This is a genomic window from Kribbella sp. NPDC055110 (genome assembly GCF_053607525.1).
Genome location: NZ_JBSGTS010000016.1, coordinates 35,044 through 54,113, shown reverse-complemented (window position 1 = coordinate 54,113; position 19,070 = coordinate 35,044). Strand labels below are relative to the sequence as shown.

The following is a 19,070-nucleotide window of genomic DNA, read 5'->3' as shown; positions in this document are numbered from 1 at the left end:
TCCGGGGTTCCCGGATCGGTCCGTGGCCAAAGCGATATCGGCTCGTCACCTGACCGCTCCGACAGGGGCGTTTCGCAACGAATTGCAGCCGTGGAATTGCGGTCTACGTCACACTCCGAGACGGGCCGGCGGGCCATCGACCGAGGTCGACTACGCGGAGTCACTAGCGCAGGGCGATGACCGTGTTCGGTCCGGAGGTGAGGACCAGGTTGCCGACGGCCCGCGGGTCGCGGCTGCAGGTGATGCCGGCGGGCAGCCGGACCTGCCGGAATCCGGCGCGGCTGACAACGTTCGCGACGCAACCGGCCGAGCCGCGGCCCAGCGAGATGACCCGGCCGTCCGCCGTCACGGTGATCTTCGTCCGCGGGCTCACCGGCGCCAGGGTCTGCCAGGCGGTCAGGCCGGTGTTCGCGTCGATCGCGGTGACGACGGTCCGCCGGTTCTCCTGACTGCTCGGCCCCGGGCAGTCGACGACGATCAGGTACTTCCCGGCCGCGTTCAGCAGCGTGCGGCAGGCCCAGGACTTCGGCACGTCCCAACGCCAGCGGACGTCGCCGGTGCGTGGCTCGATCGCGGTCAGCGCGGCAGGTACGTCGGAATCGCCGCCGGGCTCGGCCACGACCACCAGACCGGCCACGACGACCGGGCGGCGGTAGCTGTCTGCCGAGGTCCTGGTCCACAGCCTCTTGCCCGACTGGACGTCCAGCGCGGTCATCTCGTCCGGACGGTCGTCGCAGGTGTGGCTGACGAAGGTGAGCACGGTCTCGGCGGTGGCGATGGCGCCGAGCTCGGTGCAGTCGCCGGAGTCGTAGGTCCAGCGTTCGTGACCGTCCGGGTCGACACCGTGCAGCTTGCCGGAGCGTTCGCCGGTCAGGAGGGGCTGGGTCTGCAGGATGAAGCGGTCCCGGGTACGGCCGGGCCATGCGGCCTTGCGGTGACCGGTGTTCGCGTCGAGGAGCAGGTAGCCGACGTCGGCGAACTGGGCCAGTACGTAGTCGCCGTTGCCGGTAGCCGCGATCACTGGCTTCTCGTCGGAGTCGGAGCGGCTGTAGCGCCAGCGCAGCGCACCGGTGGCCGCGTCGAGCATTTCGACCACACCGCTCGGGCGGGGGACCGCGACGCCGTATCTGGTGCCGATCGCTTCCTCTGCACCAGTGCCCGCGACGGAATCGCTGACCCACGCGACGCTGCCGTTGAGGACCGACGGGCTGGCCTTGCCTGCGTCCCGCGGTGTTCCCTCGACTCGCTCATTGGAGCTGAGTACGTAGCCGCGGGACAGGGGCTGGACGATCAGCAGCAGGATGAGAGCGACTGTTGCGGGTACGGCGAGCCATGCGAGCTGCTGACCGAGGTTGCGCGCCGGGAGGAAGCGAGCCGTCCGCGTGCGGAGCAGTGAGGCTACGAGGGCTGCTGCACCGGCAACCAGCAGCAGGATCAGTGCGGACATCAGCAACGGGACGCGGAGGCCCACGCCGACGGCGACGTTGGTTCGCGGTGCTCGGGCCCAGGCGATGAGCAGTCCGGTCACCGCAATCGCCAGTACGGCGCCTGCGATCAGGCGGGCACGCTGGCTCGCGCTACGGGCGCACCGGAAGAGGATTGGTGCGCTGAAGAAGGAGAGGACGGCCAGCGCGACTGTCGGCCAGCCGGCCTCGCTGTCGGCTGCTGGTGTCTGCCAGGACGCACCGGAGGCGGCGATCGCGACCACCGCGGCTGCGATGGCAGTGAAGGTAGCCGTGGCAGTGAGAGTGGCTTGTTGCCAACCGCGCCACGGTGCGGGGAGTTCACTGTCCAGTCCGGCGAGCTCTGCCTCCAGATTGACCCGGGCGACCGGGCTGAGGCGCTGCCGTGCCAGTTGCGTGCGGTAGAGGTGTCCGTCGAGCAGTTCGCGGACTTCGTCGTACCGGTGCTCCAGCGCGGTCTTCCGGTCGCCGGCGTCGCGTCGTACCTCGGCTGTGTGGACGGCGTACCGGCTGGGGTCGGAGGCGAGGATGGCGTTGACGGCGTCCAGCAGTACGTCGCCGTTCGCATCGCGGCGGGGTGGGGCGTAGGCGTCCGGAGGTGGCGTGGCGAGGTCACCGGTCAGACGGATCAGCCGGGCGACCTCGGCGATCCGGATCGGCGGTACGCCGTACTGCGGGAGGAGGCGCTCGGCGAGCCGGGCCGATGCCTCGGCGTCCTCGGACGGGGTGCCGCCCGGCTCGTGGACGGCGCGGTGGAACCAGGCGGCGAGCCGGACGCTGGTGGGGTCCGTGGAGAGCTGGATCAACGAGTCCAGCGCGGTCAGGACGATGCCGAGGTAGTGGTCACGGTACGCCCGGCGCGTGCGTTCGACGTACCGCGCGACCAGCTCGTCCGCGAGGGAGGCAGACCCCGGCAACAGGTCGTCCCACCGCGCCCGGAGCTCCACTGCTTCAGTCTGCCAGCCGCACTTCTACAACCAACCAACCGCAACCTTGCGGTTGGTTACTGCTTCGCCGACAGAATGCCCGTCAGTAGACCGGGATAGAGGGCCTCGAGGTCTTCGCGGCGCAGGATGCTGATCCGGCGGGTGCCGTCGGTGTGGGTGGACAGGACGCCTGCCTCGCGCAGGGTCTTGAGGTGGTGGGCGCGCGTGGACGCCGTCACCGGCAGCTCGATCTCGCCGCAGCAGACGCCCGCCGGGTTGTCGGCGAGCGCGCGGACGATCGTCAGCCGGATCGGCTCGCCGAGCGCCTGGAGAACGGCCTCGACGCGGATCTCGTCCCGCTCCGGTTGCGGGAGGACTTTGCTGACCATGCGTCCATAGTACGACGCCGGTCGAAGTTCGACGATGATCGTAGTACGATGACGGTCGAACTAGTGAACCTCGACCGGAAGGTCTTCGATGTCCGCACGGATCTACCTGCTCGGCGCCGGTGCGTTCGCGGTCGGCACCAGCGCGTACGTCGTGTCCGGTGTCCTGCCCGACGTCAGCTCGGAGCTGCACGTCTCGCTGACCGCAGCCGGCCAACTCGCCACCGCGTTCTCGCTGTCGTACGCGATCGGTGCGCCGCTCCTGTCCACGCTGACCGGCCGGTGGGAGCGCCGTACCCTCCTGATCGCCGCGCTGGTACTGGCTGCGCTCGGCAACCTGATCGCCGCGCTGGCGGTCAACTACCCGATCCTGATCGTCGGCCGCGTCGTGGCTGCGTTCGGAGCCGCTCTCTACACGCCTGCGGCCACACTGTTCGCCACCGGCCTGATGCCACCCGAGGAACGCGGTAGAGCAGTGGCCATCGTGTTCGGCGGTCTCACATTCGCACTGGTGCTCGGCGTACCCGCAGGCACGCTGCTAGGCCCCACACTCGGCTACAAGGGCGTCTTCGCACTCATCACCGCCGTCACCGTACTGGTCGCCATCGCCGAGCGCGCCGCGCTACCGAAGGTCGACGCGCCTCCTGCGGTCAGCCTGCGTGAGCGCTTCGCCGGTGTGGCGGACCGACGCGTGCAGATCATTCTCGCAATGACTGTCATTGCCGTGCTCGCTGCGTTCAGCGTGTACATCTACATCGTCCCGCTGCTCAAGCACACTGCCGGTCTGACCGGAAACGTCACCGGCCTCCTCCTGCTCCTGTACGGCGTGGGCGCGGTCATCGGCAACTTCCTCGGTGGCCGGATCACCGACCGGTTCGGCAGCCTCCGCACCCTGGTCGTCCTGATGATCGGGATCACCGCCGTCCTTTCCACCCTCGACCTGACGCTGACGACAGAGGTCGGCGCCGGCGCCGCTCTGGTCGTGTGGGGCATGCTGACCTGGGCCTTCAACCCACCGATCCAGAACCTGCTGCTTGAGCTCGGCGGCGGGCTGCTCATCTCACTCAACGCGTCCGCGATCTACCTGGGTGCCGGGCTGTCCGCTGTGGTCGGCGGACTGGTCATCCAGACGCTCGGCGTCGGCTATCTCCCCGTGCTGGCCTCCGCACTGTCGCTGGTCGTACTGGGCCTGCTCTACCTGCTCTGGCGCGACACCTCCCTGCAGCGGGTCGAGGAGCTCGAGCGTGACGAGGACATCTACCTCACAGCAGCCGCGGACTGAGGAGGACCTCTAGTAGGGCACTCTTTGGCCCATGCGTTTGCTTGCCGGTGTGCTGTTGCTCGCCACCACCCTGACGGGGTCCAACGACCCCGCCGCGGTGGTCGACGGGTGGAAGACGTCACCTGTGTACGTCGATCCGACGCAGCGGTCACTGGTACCGGACAAGGACGCCGCCGAGCTGGTTGAACGAGTGAGCGGGCGCGACCCGGCGATTCGCATCGCGGTCGTGCCCGCTGCCGCATTGGGCGCCGGCGACCAGAGCGCGGCAGCTCGTACGTACGTCGACCAGCTGGTGGATCGTCAGCAGGCGGACGGCATCTACCTGGTGGTTTTCGGTGGCGCGATCACCTGGGGGAGTGCGGTCGGGGTCGACACTCCGATCGCGGGCATCCTCACTGATGAGCTGGGCAAGCACAGCCGGTCCGATCCCGTTGGCACGCTCAACGGGGTGCTGGACCAACTCGACGTACCTAAAGCCTCCAAAGGCGCGCCCGGTTGGCTGTGGCCGTTGCTGATCGCGTTGGTGGTTCTGGCAGCCGGCCTGCTCTTGTGGAGGATGCGGTCACGCAAGGACGCCGGGCCTGCGCTCTACCGGCCGTCGTACGACGTGTTGCCGGACGAGGTCGACACGTTGGACGAGCGGCGTGCGACCGCGCGGGAGGACGTCACGCGCTTCGGCGAGGAACTGGATGCCGCGGACGTGCGTCTGGACGGCATGGATACGGCAGCGGACGTGCAGGCGGCGATGGACGCATACGCCGATGCCGGACGCGTGGTCGACGGGGAGCCCGACGACGACAAGCTGCGCGAGGTGCGGTCCACGGTCGAGTACGGGCGATGGCGGCTGGCCTGTGCGCAGGCGAAGGTCGCCGGAACACCCGCACCTGCCCGCCGTGCCACCTGCTTCTTCGACCCCGGCCACGGCACCTCCGTGACGGACTGGATGTACACGCCACCTGGTGGGCGGCCCCGGGAGGTCCCGGTCTGCAACGCCTGTCGTGAACGGCTCTCGGGAGGAGCACGATGAACCGTCTGCTCGGCGCGCTCGCCGTCATCACCCTGTGGGTCCTGCCCGCGCCACTGGCGCACGCGGACGGCGACCCCGACGCATACATGAGCACCGTGGCCAGTCACCTCGGCGACCCCGGCGTCTGGGTCGACCCAGACGTGACGGAGCTGAGCGCCAGCGAGACCGCCCAGCTCGATGCGGCCGCGAAGAGCGCCGGCGCACCGATCCGGATCGCCGTGATCCCCGTGGACAAGATCAGCAAGTCGGAGAGCAGGTACTACTCGCAGCCCGCCTGGGAAGGCGAGGAGATCGCGGACCAGCTGTACGACCGCGTCGGCGTCGAGGGCGTGTACGCCGTACTCGTCGACGCCTCGTCGCAGTCCGCCGGCCGGGGGTTCCACGCCGTACAGCGGGCCGACCACGGGCCGACGTACTTCGTGGGCGATGCGGTGGACCAGGCGGTCGACTGCTGCGCGCCGGACTACGAGTCGATGCTCGAGAGATTCATCCAGCGCGCCCAGGTCGTGAACAAGCCGTTCTACGTCGACGCCGCGCCGTACGCGGGTGGCGTGGCCGGGATCATCGGGCTCTGGGTCACCGTGACCGGACTGGGTGCCCGGCGGGCGCGGCGGCAGGACGAGAAGGCGCACCTGAAGGTCGCGCAGCCGCTGCTCAACGAGGAGGTCATCACGCTCTCGCAGCAGGTCTCCGCGTTGCCGACGACCTCGGACGCGCAGGAGTCGAAGCTGTCCAAGGACGTGCTCGACACCGTCGAGAAGGCACGGCACCGACTCGACCAGACCAAGGGCGACCAGGACATCGAGGCGGTGACGACACTGCTCGGCTCGGCCCGCTACGGCCTTGTCTGTCTGGAGGCGGTGCGTGCGGGCAAGCCGATCCCGGAGCCGACCGCTCCCTGCTTCTTCGATCCGCGGCACGGTCCAAGCGTCGCCGAGGTGCAGTGGAAGCCCGAGGAGGGCGCTGCGCGCAGTGTGGACGTCTGCGCGGCGTGCAAGCAGCGCGACGAGGCCGGCGAGAAGCCCGAGATCCGGATGGTGAAGGGCTGGCAGATCGAGCGGCCGTACTGGGAGTTCGGTGAGGAGCTCGCCGCGTACGTCGACGGGTACTGGTCGCAGGGCGACGGCAGGGTGTGGTGGTTCCCGGACTCCGACTTCCGGCGTCGTGGCGAGGAGATGCGGTCGCGTTGGCGGTCCCGCCGACCAGGTGCGCGCTTCGGCCGGTTCAGCTCGAACGTCGGTAGCTCCGTCGGTGACTGGGCGGCCTCGTCGAGCAGCGGTTCCGACGACGACGGTGGGAGCTGGTCCAGCGGCTCGAGTCGGCGCAGCTCCTGGTCGTCGCGGACGCGCTCCAGCGGAGGCGGCTCGTCCCGGCGCTCGTCACGCCGCTCCGGCGGGTCACGGGGTTTCTAGTACCTCAGGTAGGTCTTCATTGTGCAGAACGACCAGTGATGTGACAGCACGGGTCAGACAGACGTAGAGGCGTCGGAGTCCGGTCCGCTCGTCGGCTTCACCAGCCACGATGCCGGCCGGCTCCACCAGCACCACGTGGTCGAACTCGAGACCCTTGGCGAGAGACGCCGGTACGACGTCCAGGTGTGCATCGACGTCGTCTTCGTCGCCGAGGACCGAGAAAGCGATGCCCTGCAAGGCTTTCCGGGTTGCGGGGACCAGTGCATCCGGGACGATCAGGCCGATCGAGCCGAGGCGCTCTGACACCTCGTGGACCGCTGTCACCGCAGCAGCCAGGCTGTCCGGTACGCGAGTAATGGTCAGCTCACCACGCGCCCGTCGTACCGCTGTGGGCGGCTTGAGGTGCGGGGCGATCAATGGGAGGAGGCGGGCGGCGTACTCGATCACCTGGCCGGGGACACGGAAGCCGGCGGTCAGCTCCTCGGTGTGGGCGCTGGTCTTGCCCAGGTGCTTCAGCGCCTCGTCCCACGACGGTGTGGCCCACGGTGTGGTGCCCTGCGCGATGTCACCGAGCACCGTCATCGAGCCGGTCGAGCAGCGACGGCCGACTGCGCGCAGCTGCATCGCGGAAAGGTCCTGTGCCTCGTCCAGCACCACGTGTCCGAGTGACGGCGTACGGTCGACCAGGTCGGCGATCTCGTCGATCAGAGTGGCGTCGGCAACGGACCACTTGGCCGCACCGGGCGACCGCGGCACCTTGTCCCAGATCAACAGCGCCTGCTCCTCCGCGGTGAGGATGCCGTCGGCGTGCTCGGCGAGGACGTCCGGGTCGGTGAAGAGGCGGAAGAGCAGCTTCGCCGGGTCCACAGCCGGCCAGAGCGCGTCGGCGTACTGCTTGACCGGACGGCTGCGCGCGACAGCGTCCTGCACGCGGTCGTCGGGGGAGTCACCTGCCGCCTCCATGCGCAGCAGCACCGCGTGGGCCAGGCGCTGCGGAAGCATCGCGCGGCCGGCGCCGTACCGGATGCCACGGCCACGCAGCTCGGTGACCAGTTCCTCGGCCTGGTACGCCGCTACTCGCCAGCGGTGTGCGCCCCGTGGCACAACGAGCGACTCGTCCGGCATCTTGACGTGCGACCAGACGGCCCGGTGCAGTACGTCGGCCATGCGCGCGTCGCCCTTGAGTACGTCGACCACTGCCGGCCCCGGACCCGCCACCTTCACGCGGGAGACCAGCTCCTCGACGGTGGTCTGCTTCGCCTCGATCTCGCCCAGCGCGGGAAGGACGTCTCCGATGTACCGCAGGAAGCTCGCGTTCGGACCTACCACGAGCACACCGGCCCGGCTGAGCTGGTCGCGGTACGCATAGAGCAGGTACGCCGCCCTGTGCAGCCCGACCGCGGTCTTGCCGGTACCAGGTGCTCCCTGCACGCAGATGGTGTCGTCGACGCCGGCCCGGACGATCACGTCCTGCTCCGGCTGGATGGTGGCCACGATGTCCCGCATCGGGCCCGAACGCGGGCGCTCGATCTCTGCGTCCAGGATGTCGCTGTGCTGTTCGTCCTGACCGGTCGCGGTCAGGTCCTCGTCCTCGAACGCGGTCATCTCGCCGTGCGTGAAGCCGAACCGCCGACGTACCCCGACACCCATCGGCTCGGTCCTGCTGGCCCGGTAGAACGGCACCGAGATGTCCGCGCGCCAGTCCACCACCAGCGGCTCGCCCAGCGCGTCGTTCACATGCCGGCGCCCGATGTGGAACGTCTCGTCGGTCGGCTCCAGGTAGTCCAGCCGCCCGAAGAACAGCGGCACGTCCGGGTCGTCCTCCAGCTCCTTCATCCGCCGGAAGATGGCCGCCTGCAGGTACTCCTGGTTGACCCGGTCTGCGCTGTGGATCTCCAGCGCGCCGGTCTTCTCCCGCATCAGCGCCAGCGCGGCCCGGGAGGTCTTCAGGTAGTCCTTCTCGTCCTGGAGAGTGTCGGACGTATCTGAGGGCATGGCGAAACCTCCGGCGAGCAGTGGGGGAGAGGGCTGTGTCGACACAGCCCAGCCACGTTACTTGAGCACCTTGCCCGGCGGTACCGAATTACGGCTCTGTGATCAGCCCTTCACGGCACCGGTGAGGACACCCTTCGCGAAGGCATGGGGCCTCACTTCCGTCGGAAGGCCACACCATGACATAGTACGTCCTATGTCTTCAAGAGTTGGCACGGTCTTCGATCCGGCGGGGAGCGGGTATCACACGTTCCGCACCCCGTCCGTGCTCGCTCGCGGCTCGCTGGTGCTTGCCTTCTGCGAAGGCCGGCTGCACGGGGCCGGTGACGCGGGCGAGATCGAGGTCGTACTGCGGCGCTCGCTCGACGGCGGCCGGACCTGGCTGCCGCTGCAGGTGGTGTCGGCGGAGCCCGGCAAGACCTGTGGAAACCCGGTTCCGTTGGTCGACCCCACGTCCGGGGACATCGTGCTGGTGACGGTGCAGAACGGCGCCGACGCGGTCGAGCTGTCGCTTGCCCGGGGCACCGATCCTTTCGACGGCCGGCGTGTTTTCGTGCAGCGCTCGTCCGACGACGGCGCTTCGTGGAGCCCCACCGCTGAGATCACGGAGCAGGTGAAGCCGGGCGACTGGGGCTGGTACGCGACGGGTCCGTGCCACGGCATCACGCTGCGCTCCGGGCGTCTCGTCGTACCGGCCAATCATTCCTTTGTCCCGTCCGAGCCTGTGGACGACCTGATCCGGTTGAACGGCGGGCACTGCATCTACAGCGACGACGGCGGCGTTTCCTGGTCGGTCGGTTTCGTCGACCGCAACGACGGCGCGGAGATCAACGCGAACGAGACCGCCGTCGCCGAGCTGCCGGACGGGCGGCTGTACTTCAACGCCCGCAACCACCAGGGCACCGGCCCGGCCCGCGTGCATGCCTGGTCGTCCGACGGCGGTCAGACCCTCGATGCGCCGTACGCCGGGATTCCCGAGATCACCGCACCCGGTATCCAGGGCAGTGTGCTCTGCCTGCCCGACGGGCGGTTGCTGTTGTCCACACCTGTTGATCCTGCGGTACGCCGAGAGCTGACCGTCTTCGTGTCGGAGGACTCCGGCGCGGCGTGGAAGCCGAGCCTCGTCGTGCACGAGGGCATGGCCGGGTACTCCGATCTGGTGCTGCTCGCCGACGGCTCGATCGGGATCCTCTACGAGGCCGGTGAGACCTCCTCGTTCGCGACGTTGCGCTTCGCCACATTCGCCCTCTAGAGGTTGGAGATGTTTTGACCGAGTCCGCCCAGTTGACCGGCGTCGTACCGCCGCTGGTCACCCCGCTCACCCCGTCGTACGACGTCGACACTGCATCGCTGGCCCGGCTGATCCAGTACCAGCTGACCGGGGGTGTGGACGGGGTGTTCGTGCTCGGCACCTCCGGTGAGGGCACGTTCCTGACCGACGAGCAGCGCCAGGTCGTGCTGGAGACGGTTGTTACGGAGGTGGCCGGGCAGGTGCCGGTGCTGGCCGGTGTCATCGACACGTCGACCAGTCGGGTCGCTGCGCACGTTTCTGCCGCGTTGAAGGCCGGTGTGGACGGCATCGTCGCCACGGCCCCGTTCTACGCGGCTACTCATCCCGCTGAGATCGAGCGCCACTTCGTTCGGCTAGCGTCGCTTGCGGGTGACACGCCGCTGTACGCGTACGACATCCCGCCGCGGGCCGGTACGAAGCTCCCTGCCTCTCTCGTGATGGCTTTGGGGGAGCAGGGGGTGATTGCCGGCGTGAAGGACTCTTCTGGGCAGGAGACGTCGCTGCGAGAGCTGGTGCTGTCACGGCGGGAGGCCGGGTTCGACGGGTTTGTGATCATGACCGGGTCCGAGGTGACCGTCGACTCGGCGCTTGCGTTCGGGGTGGACGGCGTCGTACCTGGTCTGGGGAACGTGGATCCGGCCGGGTACGTGCGGTTGTTCAAGGCTGCGGTGGGCGGTGACGCGGCCGCGGCGCGGGACGAGCAGGACCGGTTGTTCCGGCTGTTCGACATCATCAACGTGGCGGACCGGTCCCGGATGGGGGCCAGTTCGGCGGCGCTCGGCGCATTCAAGGCGGGGCTGTACCTGTTGGGCGTGATCGACTGCCCGGTCACGGCGTACCCCTCCATACCCTTGAACGACACGGAGATCGCCGCGGTCCGGCCCCTGCTGGACCGGGCCGGATTACACTGAGCGATCCTGACCAAGGGAGGCCGGCAGTGACAACGGGTGGGCTCAGCCGGGCACGTGGTGCGGCGGGCAATCAGTCTTTTATCCGGGACGCGATGAAGTCGTACATCCTGGAACGCGGTCTGAAGGCGGGTGACCCGCTGCCGAACGAGCAGGACCTGATGGCGCAGCTCGGCGTCGGCAGGCACCCGCTGCGCGAGGCGATGAAGGCGCTGCAGGCGGTCGGCATCATCGAGATCCGGCACGGGTACGGCACGTACGTCGGCGAGGTTTCACTGCAATCGCTGGAGGACGGGCTGGCCTTCCGGATGTCCCAGTCGATGGCCGGCGACCTCCGCGACGTCCAGAACGTCCTGGAGGTCCGCCAAGCGATCGAGGTCGGCCTCGCCGACGACGTGGTCGGGCATTTCAAGCAGCACGGGTACGACGCGCTCGAACCCATCGTCGAACGGATGGAAGCCAAGGCCGCCGAAGGCCAATACTTCCCCGACGAGGACTGGGCCTTCCACCAGGCCCTCTACGAGCCCCTCGGCAACGCCCTCGTCATCGACCTGCTGTCGGTCTTCTGGCGAACCTTCGCCCAGGTAGACGCCCGCCTCCCCGGCGCCCGCTACACCCCCGCCGACGCCGCCGCCTGGCACCGAGACCTCCTCAACGCCCTGGAGTCCGCCAACCCCGACACCTACGCCCACTCCATGAAACGCCACTTCAACGGCATCCACACCCGCCTCGGCGAATAGCGCGTGCAAGCTCGACAGGACATATACGTCCACTGAAGAGCATCTGCGAGTCAGCTGAGCGTGTATCGCCCCCTCGGGCCGGGACATGTCCTGTCGACCTTGCCACCTGTGGACAACTCAAATCACCACTCGTCCCGTTTGGGGCACCATCCTCGGATGGAACCGGTCGATGAGGTCCTCGCGCGCCGCGGCGGTTGGGCGACGCGAGCTGAGCTCGTCGCCGCGACTTCCCGCAGGGGCGTCGAGGCAGCGATCCAGCGGGGTGCGATCCAGCGGATTGCCCTGGGGATCTATGCGCTGCCTGACCTTCCGGCCGACGAGGCGGCCGTGCTGGCGTACGACGGAGTCCTCTCGCACGTGAGTGCTGCGAAGACGCTGGGGCTTCCGTTACTGCTGACACCGCCGAAGCCCCACATCATCGTCCCGCCCAAACGCCGCCCACGTCCGGGACCACCCGCTGTCCTGCATTGGGCTGAAACCAGCTCCGGTGAGCGCCGGAACCGGCTGACCTCTCTGCTGCGGACCGTCGTCGACTGCTCCCGCATCCTCCCGTTCAGCGAGGCATTGGCGGTGGCGGACGCAGCCCTCGCGACCGGCAGGCTCAGCCAGGACGAGCTCCTTGCCGCTACCGCCGCGATGGGTGGCTACGGCTGTCCGAACGCGCGCAAGACAGCCGCCGCCGCTACTCACCTCTCGGACAGCTTCCTCGAGTCGATCCTCCGGGGGCTTCTGATCAGTGCAGGCGTCGACGGCTTCGAAGCGCAGGTCCTGGTGACTCATGGGCAGTTTCGGGCCAGGGTTGATCTCGGGCACCGAAAGGCCCGGTTGGCCCTCGAGGCGGAAGGCTTCGAGTTCCACGGATCTCGGCGGGACTTTGCTGCTGACTGCCACCGGTACGACGAGTTGGTGGCGGCTGGGTGGCTCGTGCTCCGGTTCACCTACGAGCAGGTCGTCGGAGACCCGGCCTGGGTTGTCGCGACCGTCCGGGCCGCGTTGGCTCGGCGTCTTGCCGGCTGACTACGTACAACCTCGACAGGAGATGTCCCTCGAACCCCGCTTGAAACCGCAGGCGCTGAGCGTGGCGACAAACTGTTGACTCCGACATCTCCTGTCGACCTTGCACATCACGCAAACAGGTTTTCTGCGTCCACGATGGTGTAGGCGTAGCCCTGTTCGGCTAGGAAGCGTTGGCGGTGGGCGGCGAATTCGGCGTCGATGGTGTCTCGGGCGACGATGGAGTAGAAGCGGGCGGTGCGGCCGTCGCCTTTGGGGCGGAGGACCCGGCCGAGGCGCTGGGCCTCTTCCTGGCGGGAGCCGAAGGTGCCGGAGACCTGGATGGCGACCGACGCCTCGGGGAGGTCGATGGAGAAGTTGGCGACCTTGCTGACCACCAGCCGTTTGATCTCGCCGGTGCGGAACGCCTGGAACAGACGCTGCCGTTCCTTCACCGTGGTCTCGCCCTTGATCACCGGGCACTCCAGGCGTTCACCGAGCTCGTCCAGCTGGTCGATGTACTGACCGATGACGAGCAGCGGCTCGTCGGCGTGGTGCTCGGCGATCCGCCGTACCAGTTTCGACTTCGCCGGGGTGGAGGCGGCCAGGCGGTAGCGGTCCTCGGGCTCGGCGGTCGCGTACACGAACCGCTCGGTCTGCTCGAGATCCACGCGCACCTCGATGCAGTCCGCCGGCGCGATCCAGCCCTGCGACTCGATGTCCTTCCACGGTGCGTCGTACCGCTTCGGGCCGATCAGCGAGAACACGTCGCCCTCGCGGCCGTCCTCGCGGACCAGTGTCGCGGTCAGTCCGAGGCGGCGCCGGGTCTGCAGGTCGGCGGTCATCCGGAAGATCGGCGCGGGCAGCAGGTGCACCTCGTCGTACACGATCAGGCCCCAGTCGCGGGCGTCGAACAGCTCCAGGTGCGTGTAGACACCCTTTCGGCGCGTCGTCATCACCTGGTACGTCGCGATCGTCACCGGGCGGATCTCCTTGCGCGCACCGGAGTACTCGCCGATCTCCTCCTCGGTGAGGCTGGTGCGCTTCAGCAGCTCGTCCTTCCACTGCCGCGCGGACACGGTGTTGGTGACCAGGATCAGCGTGGTTGCGGACGCCTGTGCCATCGCGGCCGCACCGACGATCGTCTTGCCGGCACCACAGGGGAGTACGACGACACCGGAGCCACCGTGCCAGAACGAGTCGGTCGCCTGCTCCTGGTACGGGCGCAGCTGCCAACCGTCCGTCACCAGGTCGATCTGGTGCGCTTCACCGTCGACGTACCCGGCCAGGTCTTCAGCGGGCCAGCCGAGCTTCAGCAGGGTCTGCTTGAGGTGACCGCGCTCCGACGGGTGCACCAGGACGGTGTCGTCGTCGATGCGGGCGCCGAACATGGGCTTCACCTTGTTGCTGCGCAGTACCTCCTCCAGCACCGGCCGGTCGGTCGTCACCAGCACCAGACCGTGCTGCGGGTGCTTCTCCAGCCGCAGTCGCCCGTACCGGTCCAGCGTCTCGGCGATGTCGACCAGCAACGAGTGGGGGACCGGGTACCGGCTGTAGCGCAGCAGTACGTCGATCACCTGCTCGGCGTCATGCCCCGCGGCCCGCGCGTTCCACAGGCCCAGCGGTGTCAGCCGGTACGTGTGCACATGCTCCGGCGCCCGCTCCAACTCCGCGAACGGCGCAATAGCCTTCCGGCACTCACTCGCCTCCGCATGCGCCGTCTCCAGCAACAAGGTCTTGTCCGACTGCACGATCAAAGGACCGTCCGACACCCGCAACTCCTATCCTCGCCCCGACCCTCCATTGTGCCTGACCGAACCAACAACCAACCGCGGCTCAGTCCACTGGGCGGGCTGTGGAGATTCGGTGGAGGGCGTAGGTTCGGGGGGTTTCGGTGGTGTCGTCGTAGGCGGTGAGCCAGCCGTCGGCTACTCGGACGGGTTCGACGATGCGTTCGGAGGAGTGGCCGTTGTGGTCGACGTACGCGATCCAGGTGCGGGTGTGGGCCTCGGCGGCGTTGGTGAGGACGGCGATGGTTTCGGCGGGGGCCGCGGGTTCGATGAGGCCGTCGTCGCCGGGGCGTTCGGCGGCGATGCGGTCGCCGGTGCGTACCTTCTCGATGACCGCCTTCACCTGGTCGTCGCTCAGGTCGAACGCGCTCTCGTTGAAGTCCCGGCTGGTACGCCGACGCGGCGCCTCGCCACGCCGCGGCGCACCGGTCACATGCAACGCACCGTCGAACGTCTCCGCGAGCGGCGCCAAACCAGCGTCCCGCAATCGGCTCAGCACCATGTCGGGTGGTGACGGCGACACCACCACTGTCGGCGCCAGCCGTCGGAACCGCACACCGGGCAGGTTCGAGTTGAGCAGCTGGGTCAGCACTGTCTCGTCATCACACCGCAGGTACGTCGACGCAGTCCCTAGCCGCAGTACGCCGTGCCGTCGCGCCACGTCGTCGACCAGGTACGCCAACGGCTGAGGCACCGGCGTACGGGAATGCTCCTCCAACCACGCGTGCAGCTGCTCCGCGGTCCGCCCGAGGTCGAAAGCACGCCGTACGGAGCTCTCACTGAACCGGTAGACGCCAGCGCCGCCGTCCGACTCCACGTCCGCCATCGCCGACAGCTCGTCCTGCACAGTGCGCACCAATGGGCCAGGAGCGATCGCAGTGAGGTCAGCCTGCAGCAACACCTCAGACACCGGCTCTGGCATTAGCGGACTGATTGCCTCGGCCAGCTCGTCAGCTGTCGGCTCGGGTCCCAGCAGCGGCTTCGCATGTACCGCCAGCGCGCCCAACCCGGTCAGCCCGAGCAGTGCGGCCTCTGACACGCTCCACTCGACCAGGTCGTCCCGGAACTGCCCGCCGCGCCGTGGACGATGCCAAGCCACCCACATCACCACAGTCTCCGGAGCCGGCGCAGTACCCGCACCAGCCTCGGCCAACGCCTGCAACGCCAGCACCCGGATCTCCGGTGCCAGCAACCGCTCCAGGTCCGGTGCCAACGCGTTGATGAGCCGCTCCCGCGCAGCCGCAGTACTGCCGGTGCTGTCCCGACGCCCGATCAGTCCGATCGCTCTGAGGCCGGAGAACCACGCCATGACGAGCTGAGCCCACCGATGCGCCAGGTCCAGCTCCAGCCAGTCGTCGTACGCACTGGTCGGCAGCCACAGCTCGCTGGTCCCGACTTCCACCGCAGCAACGAGCCCAGCGGCGTACGCCATCTCCAACACCGCAGCAGCGGTCTGCTCTTCCGCACCGATCTTCGCGGCCAGACTGCGCACTTCACGGACACCAACGCCGCCTGTGCGCAGTACCGGCGGCGGCTCGGTCCCCAGCTGCTCCAGAGCCCGGTCAACCAACCGCACCATGTCGAGCGCAGCACCAGCCGCAGCACGGTCGGCAATAGTGGCCGACACCTTCTTGCCGTCCAGCGGCGGCGGCACCGGACGTGTCGACGCCAGCACCCGCCCGCCCCGCAGGTGCAGCCCGATCTGCCGCGGCAGCACGACCGTGTTCGCGTCCTTTGGTACGACGAGACCGCGCGCCAGCAATCGCTCCACCGGCGTGCGCGCAGACGCGATCGTCACCGGCCGGTCGGCCTTCTCCACCGAACCGGTCGGCGGACCCCACGTGAGTTTGTCGAGTACCGCGCGCGCGTCCGGGCCGGCGTCGTCGATCAGGTGGTCCAGATCACCGAAGTGCCGCGTCGTACTCGGACCGAGCCCGGCCGGCGTCGGACCGAGCAGCTCGTGTACCGCACGGATCGGCCGCAGGTCGTCCTCGGTACCCCAGACCAGCGCGAGGTCCAGCAGCTCAGCCACCCGCGGCTGAACCACCTCCACCGGCTGGCCGACGCCCTGCGACAACAGCTCCAGGTCCACCGGTTCCGGTAATGCGGACAGTGACTCCAGCAGGTCCACACCGAACTCGTCCAGCCGGTTGATCGCCCGCGCAGCCGACGCATTGCTCGTCGCACGCGCAGCCAGCTGCCCGGTGTCCGCAGGGATCGGCAGAGCCAGGTCAGGTCGCCGCCGCAGCAGTTCACCGAGCGCGGCGTCACCCCAACCCCGCAACGCCTCAGCGAGGGTACGGGGGCGAGTCGGCTCGGTTGTGCTCATCCCTCCAACGGTACGGGATCCTCCCCAAGGTCGGTCAGGATCTTGGCGACGGTCTCGTCCAGTGCACTGTCCGGGCCGATCACGGTCTGGTCGATGCCGTCGAGTACGTCGTGCTCCCGGTACCAGTCCTGCATCATGTCCGGGCTGACACCGCGCAGGTCCCGGGTGCCGTGCCGTACGACGGTCTCCTCGAACGGGATGTCGAAGTAGTAGTGCAGTGTCGTCCCGCGGTGGTCGGACGTGAGGCGCCGCAGCATGTCGCCGTACCGGGCGGCGTCCATGATTCCCTCGAGCACCACGTCGTACCCGTGGTCGAGGGCGTAGCGGACGTTGAGGTCGATGAGTCCGACGTTCACGCCACCTGGGAGGTCGTACTCGCGGAGCAGGATCCTGCGGATGTAGTCCTGCTCGACCCACGCCGTACCGCGGCCGAGACGTTCACGCAGCGTTCGGGCCGTCGTCGACTTGCCGGAGCCCGAGTTCCCGCGCAGTACGACGAGGCGGGTACTAGGACTCCCGGTCACTCAGCTGCTCCGGCGTACCCGATCCGGTGGAAGCCGACGCGCTCGTAGACCGCAGCGACCGCGTCGGACTCGGCGGACAGCAGCACCACGTCCACACCGTTGTCCAGCGCGTGCTGGACGAGTGTCGAGGTCACAGCCGCAGCAAGGCCGCGGCGACGGATGGAAGGCAGTGTGCCGACGCCGACGATCTCTGTGGTGGAGCCGACCGGCTGGTGAGTCCCGCTGGCCACCATGCCGTCGTCGGTGAACGCACCGGCAGTTACTGCCACGCCGCGAAGGGCCCTGCTCTGCAGCGCTAAGACCGTGTCTTCCGACATCGCAGCAGCCGCTGAATCCCTCTCGGCCGGTCCAGCCGTGCCGACGGCCGTACCCGGCTCACCGAACGCGAGTCCGGCGACAGCACGCGACTGCCGGACCACCTCCTCGTCAGCGGAGAGGATCTCGCAGCGGGCATCAGCCGTGGCAGGGCGGAAGTCAGCACGCTCCAGCACCAGCAACGGGTGCTCGACCACACCGAGGCCAGCTGCGGCCGCAGCGTCGCCCAATGAGGGACAGGTCTCCACGACCCACTCGAAGCTCAGGGGGATCTCCAGCTCGGCACACCGCGCGCGCACCTGCTCGATGTCCGCCAGCTCGATCTTCACCCCGGAGCCGGGCACCGGGCGCGCGTAGTACGGCCAGACCGTCGTACTGCGGAACAAGGTGAACAGTCCGACCTGTTCGGCGACGGAACCGGACAGCGGGACCTTGTGCAGGTATTCATCGACTCTGGTGATCATCGCGAAGCAGTGAACCACCCAGAAAGTCCACACGCCACCAGATATGTCGAAGCGTCCCGAACGGCTCCGACGTCCCGTACGTCAGCAACGACGACGGAGGAGCAGCAGATGCAGAAAGTGACATCCGCGGACGGTACGACGATCGCCTACGACCGCCTGGGCAGCGGAGACCCGCTGATCCTGGTCGGGGGAGCACTGTGCGATCGGCACTCGCTCCGCCCGCTGGCCGACGAGCTGGCGAGCCACTTCGACGTAGTGACGTACGACCGCCGCGGCCGCGGTGACTCCGGCGACAACCCGCCGTACGACGTACTACGCGAGGTCGACGACATCGCCGCGCTACTGAGCGCTGTTGGCGGTACGGCGGCGCTCTACGGGCACTCGTCCGGTGCGGGACTGGCCGCGATCGCAGCGAGCAGACTGCCGTTCACCAAGGTCGTGCTGCACGAGCCGCCGTACGGCCCGGATGACGTGGACCCGTCGGACGACGGCGAGCAGGTGCTCGAACTGATCCGGGAAGGGCAGAACCAGGAGGCGGTCGAGCTGTTCCTGCTGATGACGGGCATGCCCAGACCCGAAGCGCTGCAGATGGCCCCGGGCGTCGCCGAGTTGGCGCCGACGCTCGCCTACGACTTCGCAGTCATGGGCCACGAAGGCACCACCCCGGTCGAAACGCTCCGAGCCATCAAGCCGCCGACCCTTGTCATCGCCGGAACCGCGACCGCGCCGTTCATGCTCGACGCCGCGCACCGCATCGTCCCGATCCTGCCGAACGCGAAACTCAGAGAACTACCCGACCAGAATCATGTCGTACCGCCCGAGCTGCTCGCCCCAGTAATTCAGGCGATGATCTCGATCGACACCTTGTCCGGGTAGAAGGCGACGTGGTCGCGGATGTCCGCAACCGCGTCGTACGGCTGCTCGTACGTCCACACCGCGTTCTCGCCGTCCGCCCCGGCGGGGAGGACGCTGTAGTACGACGCGTCACCCTTGTACGGGCAGTAGGTCTGGTGCTCGGTGCGCTCGAGTTGCGTGAAGTCGACGTCCGCGCGCGGGATGTACTGCACCGCGCCGTAGTTCGCCTCCTGCAGCGAGAGCGCGTCCCGCGTGTCCGCGATGACCTGGTCGCCGACCTTCACAACCACCCGGTCCGGGTTCTTCCCCACTGTGATCGGGTGGTCCGGTCCAGGGATCTTCACAGTCTTCTCCGCCATACCGCTGACAACCC

The 19,070-nt window shown here is 68.4% G+C and carries 16 protein-coding genes; 8 read left to right on the top strand and 8 right to left on the bottom strand.

All coding sequences use genetic code 11. The features are described from left to right. Positions 1-163 precede the first annotated feature (163 nt). A complete protein-coding gene (locus ACWF0M_RS24115; protein WP_452237952.1) occupies positions 164-2,410 on the bottom strand; it encodes an outer membrane protein assembly factor BamB family protein in 2,247 nt (748 codons plus the stop codon). A 56-nt stretch (positions 2,411-2,466) separates the two neighbouring features. Beyond that, positions 2,467-2,778: an ArsR/SmtB family transcription factor gene (locus ACWF0M_RS24110; RefSeq protein WP_452237951.1), complete on the bottom strand. Its 312-nt coding sequence runs from the start codon at positions 2,776-2,778 to the stop codon at positions 2,467-2,469. A gap of 88 nt (positions 2,779-2,866) precedes the next feature. Between ACWF0M_RS24110 and ACWF0M_RS24105 the strand changes: the two genes are divergently transcribed. Genes ACWF0M_RS24105 through ACWF0M_RS24095 form a run of 3 tightly spaced genes read left to right on the top strand, consistent with a single transcriptional unit; the run spans position 2,867 to position 6,496 of the window. After that, entirely contained in the window at positions 2,867-4,057 is a 1,191-nt protein-coding gene (locus tag ACWF0M_RS24105; protein ID WP_452237950.1) for an MFS transporter, read from the top strand. Positions 4,058-4,088: 31 nt separating this feature from the next. Then, on the top strand, positions 4,089-5,084 hold the full coding sequence (locus ACWF0M_RS24100; RefSeq protein WP_452237949.1) for a hypothetical protein: 996 nt from the start codon (positions 4,089-4,091) through the stop codon (positions 5,082-5,084). Beyond that, entirely contained in the window at positions 5,081-6,496 is a 1,416-nt protein-coding gene (locus ACWF0M_RS24095; protein WP_452237948.1) for a hypothetical protein, read from the top strand. The genes ACWF0M_RS24100 and ACWF0M_RS24095 overlap by 4 nt, the downstream gene beginning before the upstream one ends. Here the strand turns inward: ACWF0M_RS24095 and ACWF0M_RS24090 are convergent. Next, positions 6,482-8,491 carry a HelD family protein gene (locus tag ACWF0M_RS24090; protein WP_452237947.1) on the bottom strand — a complete coding sequence of 670 codons (2,010 nt, stop codon included), beginning with the start codon at positions 8,489-8,491 and terminating at the stop codon, positions 6,482-6,484. The genes ACWF0M_RS24095 and ACWF0M_RS24090 overlap by 15 nt on opposite strands. Before the next feature lie 193 nt (positions 8,492-8,684). Here ACWF0M_RS24090 and ACWF0M_RS24085 point away from each other — a divergent pair, with 193 nt between their 5' ends. The 4 genes from ACWF0M_RS24085 (at position 8,685) to ACWF0M_RS24070 (ending at position 12,444) form a co-directional block, all read left to right on the top strand. Then, entirely contained in the window at positions 8,685-9,740 is a 1,056-nt protein-coding gene (locus tag ACWF0M_RS24085) for a sialidase family protein (protein ID WP_452237946.1), read from the top strand. A gap of 14 nt (positions 9,741-9,754) precedes the next feature. After that, positions 9,755-10,690, top strand: a complete 936-nt coding sequence (locus ACWF0M_RS24080; protein WP_452237945.1) for a dihydrodipicolinate synthase family protein — start codon at positions 9,755-9,757, stop codon at positions 10,688-10,690. Positions 10,691-10,716: 26 nt separating this feature from the next. Further along, the gene (locus ACWF0M_RS24075; RefSeq protein ID WP_452237944.1) at positions 10,717-11,427 is read left to right on the top strand and encodes a FadR/GntR family transcriptional regulator; all 711 of its coding nucleotides are present in this window, start codon (positions 10,717-10,719) and stop codon (positions 11,425-11,427) included. Positions 11,428-11,583: 156 nt separating this feature from the next. Continuing rightward, on the top strand, positions 11,584-12,444 hold the full coding sequence (locus ACWF0M_RS24070) for a DUF559 domain-containing protein (RefSeq protein ID WP_452237943.1): 861 nt from the start codon (positions 11,584-11,586) through the stop codon (positions 12,442-12,444). A gap of 107 nt (positions 12,445-12,551) precedes the next feature. On the opposite strand, the gene ACWF0M_RS24065 is transcribed toward ACWF0M_RS24070, so the two are convergent. From ACWF0M_RS24065 to ACWF0M_RS24050, 4 genes are all read right to left on the bottom strand, one after another. Further along, positions 12,552-14,192, bottom strand: coding sequence for a DNA repair helicase XPB (locus ACWF0M_RS24065; protein WP_452237942.1), 1,641 nt, complete (start codon positions 14,190-14,192; stop codon positions 12,552-12,554). A 64-nt stretch (positions 14,193-14,256) separates the two neighbouring features. Then, entirely contained in the window at positions 14,257-16,539 is a 2,283-nt protein-coding gene (locus ACWF0M_RS24060) for a helicase-associated domain-containing protein (protein ID WP_452237941.1), read from the bottom strand. Then, positions 16,536-17,063, bottom strand: coding sequence for a kinase (locus ACWF0M_RS24055; protein WP_452237940.1), 528 nt, complete (start codon positions 17,061-17,063; stop codon positions 16,536-16,538). Before ACWF0M_RS24055 ends, ACWF0M_RS24060 begins: the two co-directional genes overlap by 4 nt. Continuing rightward, positions 17,060-17,842 carry a GNAT family N-acetyltransferase gene (locus ACWF0M_RS24050; RefSeq protein ID WP_452237939.1) on the bottom strand — a complete coding sequence of 261 codons (783 nt, stop codon included), beginning with the start codon at positions 17,840-17,842 and terminating at the stop codon, positions 17,060-17,062. Before ACWF0M_RS24050 ends, ACWF0M_RS24055 begins: the two co-directional genes overlap by 4 nt. Positions 17,843-17,950: 108 nt before the next feature. On the opposite strand from ACWF0M_RS24050, the gene ACWF0M_RS24045 reads away from it, so the two are divergent. Next, the gene (locus ACWF0M_RS24045; RefSeq protein WP_452237938.1) at positions 17,951-18,718 is read left to right on the top strand and encodes an alpha/beta fold hydrolase; all 768 of its coding nucleotides are present in this window, start codon (positions 17,951-17,953) and stop codon (positions 18,716-18,718) included. On the opposite strand, the gene ACWF0M_RS24040 is transcribed toward ACWF0M_RS24045, so the two are convergent. Beyond that, on the bottom strand, positions 18,682-19,056 hold the full coding sequence (locus ACWF0M_RS24040; RefSeq protein WP_452237937.1) for a DUF427 domain-containing protein: 375 nt from the start codon (positions 19,054-19,056) through the stop codon (positions 18,682-18,684). The genes ACWF0M_RS24045 and ACWF0M_RS24040 overlap by 37 nt on opposite strands. Positions 19,057-19,070: the final 14 nt, after the last annotated feature.